At 45.4% G+C, this 11319-nt stretch carries 10 protein-coding genes; 2 read left to right on the plus strand and 8 right to left on the minus strand.

The window, feature by feature from the left end; genetic code table 11:
• Window positions 1-1229: 1229 nt before the first annotated feature.
• From SAPGRDRAFT_RS17765 to SAPGRDRAFT_RS17795, 8 genes are all read right to left on the minus strand, one after another.
• Window positions 1230-2483, minus strand: coding sequence for a hypothetical protein (locus SAPGRDRAFT_RS17765; RefSeq protein ID WP_002660773.1), 1254 nt, complete (start codon window positions 2481-2483; stop codon window positions 1230-1232).
• Window positions 2483-2611 carry a hypothetical protein gene (locus SAPGRDRAFT_RS23780; protein WP_002660774.1) on the minus strand — a complete coding sequence of 43 codons (129 nt, stop codon included), beginning with the start codon at window positions 2609-2611 and terminating at the stop codon, window positions 2483-2485. Before SAPGRDRAFT_RS23780 ends, SAPGRDRAFT_RS17765 begins: the two co-directional genes overlap by 1 nt.
• A 16-nt stretch (window positions 2612-2627) precedes the next feature.
• Entirely contained in the window at window positions 2628-3086 is a 459-nt protein-coding gene (locus SAPGRDRAFT_RS17770) for a hypothetical protein (RefSeq protein ID WP_002660776.1), read from the minus strand.
• A gap of 208 nt (window positions 3087-3294) precedes the next feature.
• On the minus strand, window positions 3295-3750 hold the full coding sequence (grpE, locus tag SAPGRDRAFT_RS17775) for a nucleotide exchange factor GrpE (RefSeq protein ID WP_002660779.1): 456 nt from the start codon (window positions 3748-3750) through the stop codon (window positions 3295-3297).
• A 14-nt stretch (window positions 3751-3764) separates the two neighbouring features.
• Window positions 3765-4061 carry a hypothetical protein gene (locus SAPGRDRAFT_RS17780; protein ID WP_002660780.1) on the minus strand — a complete coding sequence of 99 codons (297 nt, stop codon included), beginning with the start codon at window positions 4059-4061 and terminating at the stop codon, window positions 3765-3767.
• A gap of 202 nt (window positions 4062-4263) precedes the next feature.
• Window positions 4264-7308: a hypothetical protein gene (locus SAPGRDRAFT_RS17785; protein ID WP_002660782.1), complete on the minus strand. Its 3045-nt coding sequence runs from the start codon at window positions 7306-7308 to the stop codon at window positions 4264-4266.
• A 9-nt stretch (window positions 7309-7317) separates the two neighbouring features.
• On the minus strand, window positions 7318-7863 hold the full coding sequence (locus SAPGRDRAFT_RS17790; protein ID WP_002660783.1) for a LysM peptidoglycan-binding domain-containing protein: 546 nt from the start codon (window positions 7861-7863) through the stop codon (window positions 7318-7320).
• Between the two features lie 95 nt (window positions 7864-7958).
• Entirely contained in the window at window positions 7959-10217 is a 2259-nt protein-coding gene (locus SAPGRDRAFT_RS17795) for an Hsp70 family protein (RefSeq protein WP_002660784.1), read from the minus strand.
• A 182-nt stretch (window positions 10218-10399) separates the two neighbouring features.
• On the opposite strand from SAPGRDRAFT_RS17795, the gene SAPGRDRAFT_RS17800 reads away from it, so the two are divergent.
• A complete protein-coding gene (locus SAPGRDRAFT_RS17800) occupies window positions 10400-10612 on the plus strand; it encodes a hypothetical protein (RefSeq protein ID WP_002660786.1) in 213 nt (70 codons plus the stop codon).
• A 276-nt stretch (window positions 10613-10888) separates the two neighbouring features.
• Window positions 10889-11319: hypothetical protein (locus tag SAPGRDRAFT_RS17805; RefSeq protein WP_002660788.1), on the plus strand; the 431-nt coding region annotated here is incomplete at its 3' end.

An 11319-nucleotide genomic window follows, 5' to 3' on the forward strand; every position in this document is an offset into this window, starting at 1 on the left:
TTTCGGGGCTCGCTGCTCGCTCGGCCCTGCGCAGGCTGCGCCCGCTGGGTCTGGCCTTGGGCCACCCCTGCACATCGCTAGGCCGTTTGGCCTTCGGCCATGGCGGCTTTGCCGCCTGCTGTTCATCGCCTAGGGGCTTGGCCCTAGGCAGCAGAGCAGGAGGCCGTATGGAGATAGCGTTATTAGTCCCTCAACTTTTTCTTGGGAATAGGGGCGGAAAAAGAAGCCTCTTCAGAACTAGTTGGTTCTGCGGCCATGGGCCGAAGCTTAATGGGAATCTACAAGTAGAAAAAGCGAACAAGGACTTTAGTCCGCTAGTTCGCTCAGTTAATAACCCTGGGCTTCAGCCCAGGGCGGTAAGCATAGCAATTGTTTTTACCCCTGATTTTTTTGTATGGACTTGTTCTGCGGCCATGGGCTGAAGCCCACGGTTGCGGGTCTATGCAAACGGGCGGGCTAAAGCCCTTGTTTGCTATAAATGATATGGGCCGATGGTTTCAACCATCGGCTCATATTTATTGTGTTTAGTATGGCCGCATTTGTTGCTGTAGGTTTCAACCTACAGGCCCATATTATACAGGACCCTAGGGCCAAGGCCCTAGGCTAAAGGTAGAGTCACCCCCTCCACGGAGGGGGCTTTTTTGTGCTTCGGTTAATGGTTATTTTAGGGAATGTGATTAGCAGCTGGGGGGGAATGCGAATCCCCTCGAATGAGGGGATGACGATTTTTTCGATAGCCTAGGGCCTTGGCCCTAGGGTTATTATGAAATTTATGGGGGAGACAAAAACAAAATCAAACAACCGAAGAAAAAAATAACCCTTGTTCAAAGCGGTAGAGGATTTTAATCCTCTCCGCAGTATAGATGTAAAATGGCGATGTTGTATGGCTGCTGGTTTCAACCTGCAGCCACGGCTAGCAGGCGGCGAAGCCGCCGCAAAGGAGCGAAGCGACTTGGCCTAGGGGCCTGAAAGGGGGCCGCGCAGCGGCAGACCAAGGGCGAAGCCCGCAGGGCCGAGCAGACCTGCGAGCCCTGTAAGGGCCCGGCCGCCGCAGGCGGCAGGCCCCAAAAAAATCTCCAAAGAGGGGGGCATATAGTTTTGTGGGTTAGAACTCTCTTCCGCCCATCAAAACATTTTGTTGATGTTGAGTGATCAGTGGCTCCATTTCTTGAATCATGCGTTCGGCTAGTTGTTGTTGTTTTAACAGGAGGTGAACATATAAGTGCGATTTAAAAGGCCTCTGAAAAAGAAGAAGGCCGAGTAGAAAAATTGCCATTTTGTTGTAGGCGGAGGGTGTAAGTGAGTATTTGATTAGAGAGATATTGCAGGCCATCTTTACCCGTGAGGGTGTTTTGCAGAAAGCCGCCTTTTAGGTTGTTACAGGCTTTGGAGGGCATTTTTTTATAGGGGTGCCAGCTTTTGCCATAGTAGAAAAAGGGCTGATAGGAGCCATTGGGCAGGCGAAAGGTATAGCTGCCGCCCGCAGAAATATAGGCATGGTCGACCACCTCATCCCAGCGGTCTTTAATGCTCACAATCACATCAGATTCATAAGGGGCGCGCACTCGAATTTCTGAGCAATTGCTACGATATCCGCAACTCAGTCCACGGCCAAAGCAGTTGGCATAGGGCTGAGCTCCCGTATACAGACTGTTGCCCTGGTATTGTTGGACCTCAATTTCTTCTACAAAACTGGAGAGGGCCGCTGCATGATAACTGCTTATGCTGCTGGGCCAATCTATACTCAGGGCGCCCGATTGTAACGTTTTACTTTGCCCTGTGGCAAAACTAATAAAAGCTGTTTTCCCTCGCTGATCGAGCAAGTTTTTTCCCTTGCTATTGAGTCGGCGACGATAGCTGTTCCAGTCTCGATCTAGTTGTTTTTGGGCCGTTTGCGAGCGGTTGGCGGCAATCTGCACGTCAATTTGTTGCCAAAGGGCTTCAAATTCTTCTTCGGGCACTGTTTTGATCAGTTTATAATCGGGTAATTCTAAAAACCCTTGGCCTTCTGCTTTGCTCTCGCTAATGAGTTGGCGTTTGATTTCGATCTGGATTTTATCCACAAATTCGGCCTCAAAGCGCTTGGCAATCTGGGCCTCAATTTGGGCCCATTGGCTGTCCACTTTTGTATTTTGGAAGCTAATTTTTGCCAGCTCAATATGGTCCTGCATCTGCCGCTCAACGGGGTATTTGTTGAGCCAAAAGTGCTTATAGAAAATAAAGACGCCAATGCTGGTGTCATAAGGAATACTGTCTAGCTGAAAGCTGTCATTTTGATCAATAAGGGCCTGAATTTCTGGCGTTTGCTGCTGGATAAGCGTTTCTCTTAGCTGCAGCGCAGCTTGTTTTCTCTTGGCCAAAATTTGAGGAAGCTCTTCTTGCTCAAATCGTTTTTGCCGCTGTTGTCCGTCCCATGCTGCAAGCAAAAAGACAACAATAATGGCCAAGGCAGTCAGGATCAATATTTTATTTTTATTTACCATTAGGCGCGCATTCTTTTTTCTAGGTCTCTCAAAATAATTTCCTCTGTCGCTTTGCTTGTTGTCCCTTCTTCTTGGCTGTAAATCTTCCAGAGTATAAAAGCGATAATAATAAGTAGAATAATAATCATAGGTGTAATTTTTTGTTTATTGAAGTGGTTTGTTTTTCTTTTTGCTTTCTATAATCTTTAAGTGAAGGTCTTTTGTTATTTCTTCAATTAGTTCTTTGGGCAAATCCAATCTCTTGGCAAATCTGTAGCAGTTAATAAATTGCGCTTTAGTGGGGAGCCCCTCAAGATGCATCATATGGACCAAATCCTCTAGTGCCCTCACTCGATGTTCCCATTTTCTGGGTGGGTGGTACCGAAATTTTTTGACGGGCTTTTTGAGCAGTAGATAAAGCTCTTCTGTAGATACTGCCGTAACTGTGGCTATTATTTTGAGGTACTCTAGCTGTACTGGACTCACTCCCTTCGAATCACTTGATTCTGCAATAGTAATCAGCGCAAGCATATGGCTTTTTCGCACTTTTTTGGGCGAGTAGCGTCGGGCAAATAGATACATTTGCCATAAAACAAAGAGAATAATAATAATTGCTGGAACCATGTTTTACTGTTTTTGGGGCCTCCCGCCTTCGGCGGGCGCTACGTTTCGGGGCTCGCTGTTCGCTCGGCCCTTCGGCGGCTTTGCCGCCTTGGTCTGGCCTTCGGCCACCCCTGCACATCGCTAGGCCGCTCAGCTGTCTTTTTTTCTTTTGGCCATATTCTTCGGCGCTTAAATTTATGGGGATGGGCCAAGGCGTCCTATTTGGGCCTTAATTTTTTACGACAATGACCTCAGCTTGACGGATGATTTGGCTAGCCTGAATATAGCCAGGGAGAATAATGCGGAGGATTTCTCGGTCCTTATGTTCTCGACTAGGTTCGCTGCCCAAGACCTTGGCATAGGATTCAATGAGCTGATTATCGGGAAACACAATAGGTCGAATGCCAAAGCGGTCGAGTAAACGCAGCATTTTTTTGCGCATATTGATTAGCGTTTTAAGGGCTTTGCGAGCTTCTTTGCTTTCCTCCTCTTCCTCTTTATTGTTTTGGCGTTCTATTTTCCGATCGAGGCCATCAATCATTTCAATTAGGCCCACGGCAAAGTCTTTTAGTTGTTCGTATTGGGCTCTTTCTGCCTTTTCTATTTGGTTTTTGAGTTGGATTTCTTTTCGGCCAAAGGCAACGAAATAATCATTGAGTTCTTTTTTTATAGCTGCTTTATCCATCTTAGGAGTTGTTTTTAGTGGTGGTTGGGATCAAAAGGGTTTTGGGCCAGTTGGTTTAATGTTTTGATTTTGGGCAGCTCTGGCTGCTCAAACTTTCGGGGGCGTTTGGCCCGAATACGGTCCAGAAACAGAAAGTCGGCGGCCAGGCGTTTGGCTGGATCGAGCAGTTCTTTTTGGGCCTGCATAATATCTTTGGGCGAGTACTTTTTTTCTTTTCGTTGTTTGGCTAGGGCCAAGGGTAGCGCCTTTTGAATATCTTTTTTGCTGGCGTTTTGGTCTAGGTCCAAAACATCATATGGATTGTGTAGCATAGCTATAATTAGATTTTTTGAAGTAAAGAGAGCTGGGGGGTATCCTGATTTAGGGCCCGCAGGGCCCTAAACGGCCTAGCGATGCGGCGGGGTGGCCGTTAGGCCAGACCCAGGCGGCGCAGCCGCCGCAGGGCCGAGCGAGCAGCGAGCCCCAAAGCGTAGCGCCGCAAGGCGAAGCCGCAGCGGAGGCCCCAAAAGAAAATCAACTAAAATAATCCTTAATTTCTTGGAGTCTACGGACCATTCCTTGGCCGCCATGATTGAGTGTATGCCCTATACTATCTAGCTTATGAGAAATGGAAAAGCTGTATTCATTATGCCCTAGTTGGCTAAAAATGAGGTAGTGTAGAACGGGGTCACTGTTCTCTAAGATTTCATAGCAATCGTTATAGGCCGTTTTTAGGGCTTTTTGAAGCTGAACTTTATAGTTATAAGGCGCTTTTTTATAAAGGCTTTTGATGCTGCCCCAACCAGAGGTATCAGCGCTGAAAGCATGTTGGCGAGCGACAATTTCTACGATGGTTGCTAGGTTGTTTTGAATTCGATTGCTACTGGGGTCCAAATCATAAGCTTCTATCATATGATTTAATGATTGAGTTGGCTTAATTTTGTCAGCATTGTATTCAGCAATTGCTGCATTACAGATATAGTCCGCTTGGATTTGCTGCAGCTCCTGATCGTGTTCAAAAACTGTTGTGCGTAAAAAATCTAGAAGCTGAACATGATGAGGCTCTCGCGTTTTATGGTCTAGATGTTCATTAAGCTGTTGTATGCAGCTAATTTTTAAACGTTGATAGTGCTGAGGAAACTCTCTCTTTATGGCTCGTAGTGATTTGAGCTGAAGCTTGGCCTGTCGTAGGGCCAGCTGAGGCTGCCGCTTAAGTTGATCAAATAATAAATGAAGGTTTTTTTCTGTCTTCTGAGCCAGATGAAATGTCTTAAATAAATCTGGGATGTATTGCTCGCTTACTGTTTGGCTATAAGGCAAGATGATGTCGATATCCTCGGTGTTTTGCTTGAAGTGGTTGAGTTGGCTGAGGCTAATTTCTAACAAAATATTTTCGGCAGATTTAGATTTCATAATGTAGGGACTAGCCAGTACCATATCACTCTCCTTAAATAATTTGCAGGCTAGAGCCAAAGCCGCTTTTTCTTTTTCGTAGAAGGCTAGTAGGTCAGCGGGCAATTGATTGTTGATTAGGTCTTCCAACTTTTTAAGTAAGCGCTGTTGAACCTGGCCTAAGTCAATATTTTGTTCATTGGGTGCTCTGCTATTGATATTTTCAGGAATAGGCAGCTCTAGAAAGCTGTATCCCAAGATACTATGCACACTAAAAGAGTAATCATCATCCCATTCGGTATCCTCCAAAGAATCAAAAATAACTTCATTGGTATAAATAGCGGTTAGCCAGCTAGCTAGGGCTTTTTTTATTCGTTGCGTCTGACTGTAGTCTCCGGTCACCAACAATCTAAAGGCGGTAACGGCTGCCAGTTTAAGACTGGGGCTGTCGTAGTAGAAGTCTTTATCTTTGGTCAATAAATCAAAGAGTTCAGCATAAGATTGATTCTTAAGGAGGAGGCCTTTTATTCTATCGCCAATGTATTCTTTTATTTCTTCTAGCTCCTCTTCTCGCTCTGGATAAAAGAAGGATAGAGCCTCCGAAAAAGTACTCCAGTTCTCATCTAGTATTTTGAGCTTTCGCAAATTGCTTTCATAAATTGTAGCATTATAGGCGGCCAGCAATTTCAACATTGTTTTTTGTTTTTGCTGTAGGCAGTAGCGCTTGAGCTCAATAATTTGAGGGTTTCGGCTATAGGTTTCTAACCAGTTAATCTGCTCTAGGGCGGCTTTAAACTCTTTCTTTTGGGCCAGTTGAAAGGCTAGTGCATAGCGGATGGCGGCCACCTCTTTTTTATCTGTATGCCGCTCTAGGTAGTAATTATAATATTGAATGCGACTAGAGGGAATATCTCCATAAATAGCCGTCAAAACATATCTAAAGTCAAATTGGCCAATATGGCTACGGGCTTGGCTAAACTTATCTTTTAGCTGACGAGCATAGTCCGCCGCTTTTTTATAGATGGCCGCTGCCTGTTTATATTGTTTGGCTTTTTCTGCACTTTGGCCCTCTTCTAGGGAAAACTGCAGCAGATAATTTACTTTTTCTTGTAAAAAGGCTTCTAGGGCGGTTGTTTTATAGCTCAGTTTGGCTGCGGCCAAGAGTTGCTGCACAAAGCTGGCCCAATCATTTAGGTTGGCTTTTTTGCGTAGGGGCTTAAAGCTATATTCTAGTTGTTGGAGCTGTAGATTGGCTAAGGCGGTTTGTAGTTCCCTTTTTTCTTGGCTTGTCAATTGGCTAGGAAAGCGCTCCAAAGCCTGAAGCACTTGAGCAAGAGCTTGGGGCTTCTTTTCGGCCCTCATTTTCTTTAAATAAATACGATTATACAAGCGCTGGGCGTCTGCGCTCTTCTCCCAAAAAGGCTGGATAAGCGTCAAAGCAGTCGCTTCATTCTTTCTTTCAAAAAGCGTTTTGGCCTCGGCCAAGATAATCTCCTGTGCGCTTGTGCTTTCTTTGGCCAACTGCTGTAGCTCGCTTAGGTAAGGGGCCAGTTCTCTCTTTTTCTGACGATTGCTTAAAAAGAGATAAAAGAGTTGTTGGGCCTTAGCCGATTGGGCCTTGTAGGTTCTAATTTCGGGCAGATATTGTTCTGCTTTTTTGTCCTGTTCAAAAAAGGGCGCTAAAAGAAGGATCCATAAACGGATAGCATTTGCTTCTTTTTGGTCTAGCAAAGGCTGTAAAAGCTGCTTTTTGTCGCTAATTTTCAGCTTGCTTTGGGCCTCGGGTAGTTCTATGTACTTAAAAAGGAGCTTTTTGGACCAGTCTGCCTCGGGGGCAGAAAGGATCAGATGCCGAAAGGGAATAAACTCTTTTTTGGCGAACAGCTGGGCCGCATGTTCAGCAAACCAAATTGCAACGAAAGGGTAGTCTTCCGCCAAAGGAAGCAGAAAGTCAATAGCGGCCTGTTTGTTTTCGCTTTGCAGTAGGGCTTGCCCATCTTGCTGCAAAAATTTCTCAGCTATTATGGGGTATTGTTTGTAGCCCGATTTAAATAGCTTTAGGGCAATTTGGGGCTGGCCTTGTTCTAGGCGTTTTTTGGCCTTTTTGAGGACGGTGCCGTAGTTGTTGTAGTAGGCGCTGTAGCCCCCTGCTAGGGCCAAAATAAGGACAATGACAATAAGGTACATAGTTTGGGTTTATAGGGCTGGAATAGTCAGTTGTTGGCCTACCTTAAGCATGGCGTCTAAGGCGAGCTCATTGGCTTCTAAAAGGCGCTTGTATTCTTCGTCGCGGCCATAAAAGAAACGAGCCAAGCGAATGGGCGAATCGCCTGCTTTTACGGTATAGACATAAACGGACTTAGGCTGTTGTGCTAAGGCTTGGCGAAGGCTGTCGCCTTCTGTTTTCGCTTGCTTAAGTTGCTTTTGCAAGGCCAGAATTTCTTCTTTTGAGGGCTCTTCTTGCTTGGCCACTGGAGCTATGGCCTTTTTGGGCCAAATAAAATATAAGAGGACTGCCAGGGCCAGAAAACTAGCCCCCCAAGCGATAAAAATGGGCGTTCTGCCTCGACGCAGCGCAGCCTGCTCCCTTTTTTCGGCTTGCTGTTTAAGTTGCTCTTTTTCTATACGCTCTTGTTCGCTAACTGCTTGCAATAAGAAAAAAGGCCGCAAATCGCTTTCGCATTGGGGGCATTGCTGGCAGTTTTCTTCCAAACCAGCTAGTTCACAAATAGGACAATTCATCTTCTTGAGTTTTTGGGCTAAACCTGATTTTACAGACTAGAATAGAAGCCGCCGCAGCTTGCTGCGGCGGCTCCAAAATAAAATGAGGAACTGGCCTATCGCTTGAGGCTAGTATTGATAAAGGCGGCTGAACTGTCTTCTCCCAAGTATTTTTGTCTGAGGGCCTGATGTTCATTTAATATGGCAAAGCCTTCATCAACTTGACCCCGCTCCATTTTTCGCTCGGCTTGGTCGTGAATGTCTCTGAGGCGCCGAGAGTCGCTCATACTCCCTTTTTCTTTGGCCCGATTGGCGGCCACAATAAATAGAAAGAGGTCTAGTAGCCCCATAAAGTTACTAATGAGCTCCTCTAGTTTTTGCCGGGCCTGCTGAATGGCTAAAATATCGTTCTCTAGCTCAATCTTTTGCAGTAGCATACGGATCAATTCACTGGCCTCTCTACCGATTAGGTTTTCGTAATTATTGAGCAGAATCCGAGCAATCATCATATTGCCATCGGCTGGCTCATGGTTGCTTTCTTCTTGATAATGCTGGGCTTGGGCCACTTCTTCTTTTACTTCATAGATGTGCTTGTCCCAGAGCTGGCTGTCATCATCTGCGGTTTGGGCCAGTTGGTTGGTGGCCTTGAGGCGCTTGACCAAATCGCTTTGTAGTTTCTGCATCTGGCTAGCATTGGCCCCAGAGCGGTTAAAGTTGTTGATCTCCTCGTCAATTGTGCGGTAAAATTTCTGGTCCTTATTGCCTCGGGTAATGTGAATTTCCGACTTTTGATTGGGCTTGTTCTTGGGCGCAACCAATAGCTTTAGGGTGTTGTCGGTGTCTACCTCAAAATGAAAAATAAAGCTGCTGTTGGCGGGATAGTCTTCTTCTAAAACCAAAAATCCCAAGCCAATTTCTTCTTTGCCCCCTTCCTCTTTATTAGAAAAGAGCTCCACCTTAATTAGCCTTTGCTGATCTGCCGCTGTTTTGTACTCTCTTTGCTCTGCAATGGGGAGCGGAATCTGCCGCTCAACAACCCGCTCAAACTCTTCTTGGCCGTTTTCATCTTCTAGACGGACATAAATATCATGTGAAGAGCTATAAAGGACCTGAAATTCTTCCTCTTCTTCTCCCCAGTCTTCCTGCTGCTCCAGTTCTCCACTATTGCCCAGACGATGGGCCAAAATAGCCGCCCCTTTAGCTACGGCATTCATGGGGTCTTCACTCAGCTGTACTTTGGCCTCGCCAAATCGCTGCATCAACATCTCATTGACCAAAGGGATTCTAGAACTTCCCCCAACCAATAAAATAGCATCGATCATGTTTTCCTCATAGTTTAGCTCGGCCAATAGATCATCAATCAAGCGGATGGTTTTGGCAATAGTGGGCCGAATGAGGTCCTCAAAATCAACTCGATTAATCTGTATGTCAATGTCAATAAGGTCGCCTTCCTCATCTTCCAATAAATCATCCAATTCAAAATGACTCCTTTTGCGCTTACTCAAGTCCTTCTTGATGCGCTCTACTTGCTTGCGACTCTCAGCCGCAAAGGCAAAACGAGTTTTCTCTGGCGCATTTTCCAAAAACCGATGAATATGCCCTTCTTCTAAGTCAAACTCATTTTCAACTAGCTGGTAAATATGTTGGCTCAACAAACGGTCAATATCATCGCCGCCCAACCAACGGTCGCCGCCCGTGCCTTGCTCCATAAATAGCCCATCAGCTACCGTAAGGACCGAAAGGTCAAAGGTGCCACCACCAAAATCATAGACCAAAATGGTTTTGCTTTCTTCCGTTTTTTGGTCTACGCCATAAGCAATAGCGGCCGCTGTGGGTTCTGCCAATAGTTTAGAGACAATCAAACCCGATTTCTCCGCCGCCTTTTTGGTCGCATTCTTCTGCTTATCATTAAAATAGGCCGGAACCGTAATCACAGCATGGCTCACCTTATCGCCCAAATGGCTCTCGGCATCTCGCTTGATTTTACGCAATACCTCCGCCGAAATATCTTCAGGAGAGTATTCCCGACCATGAAGGACAATCGCTAGGGCATCTTCTGAATTATGCTTTTTGCGAATGCTATATTTATAGTAACCATCATTTTTTTTGCTCTCCTTGACCATTTCTTGCACCATAGGGTGGCTAAAGGGCATGCCCATCAAGCGCTTGGCCGAAAAAACAGTGTTTTTGGGGTCTAGGGCCAGCTTGCTATCTACCGCTATTTTTCCAATGCTCGCCTGCCCACTGCTATCAATATGCACCACCGAGGGGGTGTTTTCTTCTTTTTCAATATTGGGCAATATCTTGGTATCAAGCACCTTATAGGCCATCACGCTATTGGTGGTGCCCAAATCAATTCCAATGACTTTCTGCATAATTTGTCGCCTGTTTATAGTAATGTGAATGCAGGCAGCAAATAAAAAATTTGGCCAACTCTATAGCCCTTGATTTATAGGGGGTTAGTCCTTTTGGCCCATGCATAAACTGATAGCCCCTGTCAAATATTGATTGTTTTTTGCCGGCTTATTGTATCTTGCCAATTTTAGAACCTAAGTTTATGCAAACAGAAAAAGAACGGACGGCCTTTATGCGCAACCTACAGTATAAAGCCTATGGATTATTGGCAATAAAGCTAGTCGTTATCGGAATACTTTTCTTCTATCTAGACAATGACCCCTGGATGAATTGGCTGCTTTTGGCCTATTTGCTCTTTAGCCTCTTCCGAACCTTCCAAATGCTCAAAAAAGGCAAATCACTGTTGGGGGAGTAGTGGACTGTTTTGGGGCCTCCCGCCTTCGGCGGGCGCTACGTTTCGGGGCTCGCTGTTCGCTCGGCCCTGCGGCCTGACGGCCTTGGTCTGGCCTTCGGCCACCCCTGCACATCGCTAGGCCAGTCGCTTCGCTCCTTCTAGACGCAGGAAATTAGTCCCGCTAGTTATGGGCCGATGGTTTCAACCTCCGGCTCATTTTTTTATGCTTAGTAAGGAACGGAAAAAGAAGTAGGTTAGTTAATCGAGACTTTAAGCAGGATCTCTAAACAAAAAGATATGATAACGATTACAAATGGCTTTTTGAAGCCTTATGTTAAAGCCCTAACACCTTTGGCCACTTATGAATCTAGGTTTTTTATGTATTTTTTGCAGGCCTATAATATTCCGATAACAACAGAGGGGCTAATAGATTGGAAACAGTTGGGGCAGGAATATTATACTTTTGATGTGGAGACAGATGAGGATTTGGTTACTGCTTGGTTAAAAGAGACGGATTTATTGCGATATCCAGAGCTAATTGTAGAAGTGGGGCATGGTGAGTATATCTGTAAAGTGAAAACATTGACCTTTGTAGAACATTGGTATGACTTCTATAGAGCCTCAGCTTATGAGGGAATCAGCGTAGTCAGTTTAAATTTAAAGTACCTGATAGAATTACGTCATGATACGGGCTTGTTTTATAGTAACTTTAAGATAGATCCAGAGTC

This window comes from Saprospira grandis DSM 2844, assembly GCF_000275825.1.
Taxonomy (GTDB): Bacteria; Bacteroidota; Bacteroidia; order Chitinophagales; family Saprospiraceae; genus Saprospira; species Saprospira grandis_A.

Excerpts from the sequence above, each read along its gene's own strand:
- SAPGRDRAFT_RS17765 (WP_002660773.1), bottom strand. The coding sequence starts at position 2,483 with ATGGTAAATAAAAATAAAATATTGATCCTGACTGCCTTGGCCATTATT.
- SAPGRDRAFT_RS23780 (WP_002660774.1), bottom strand. The coding sequence starts at position 2,611 with ATGATTATTATTCTACTTATTATTATCGCTTTTATACTCTGGAAGATT.
- SAPGRDRAFT_RS17770 (WP_002660776.1), bottom strand. The coding sequence starts at position 3,086 with ATGGTTCCAGCAATTATTATTATTCTCTTTGTTTTATGGCAAATGTAT.
- grpE (WP_002660779.1), bottom strand. The coding sequence starts at position 3,750 with ATGGATAAAGCAGCTATAAAAAAAGAACTCAATGATTATTTCGTTGCC.
- SAPGRDRAFT_RS17780 (WP_002660780.1), bottom strand. The coding sequence starts at position 4,061 with ATGCTACACAATCCATATGATGTTTTGGACCTAGACCAAAACGCCAGC.
- SAPGRDRAFT_RS17785 (WP_002660782.1), bottom strand. The coding sequence starts at position 7,308 with ATGTACCTTATTGTCATTGTCCTTATTTTGGCCCTAGCAGGGGGCTAC.
- SAPGRDRAFT_RS17790 (WP_002660783.1), bottom strand. The coding sequence starts at position 7,863 with ATGAATTGTCCTATTTGTGAACTAGCTGGTTTGGAAGAAAACTGCCAG.
- SAPGRDRAFT_RS17795 (WP_002660784.1), bottom strand. The coding sequence starts at position 10,217 with ATGCAGAAAGTCATTGGAATTGATTTGGGCACCACCAATAGCGTGATG.
- SAPGRDRAFT_RS17800 (WP_002660786.1), top strand. The coding sequence starts at position 10,400 with ATGCAAACAGAAAAAGAACGGACGGCCTTTATGCGCAACCTACAGTAT.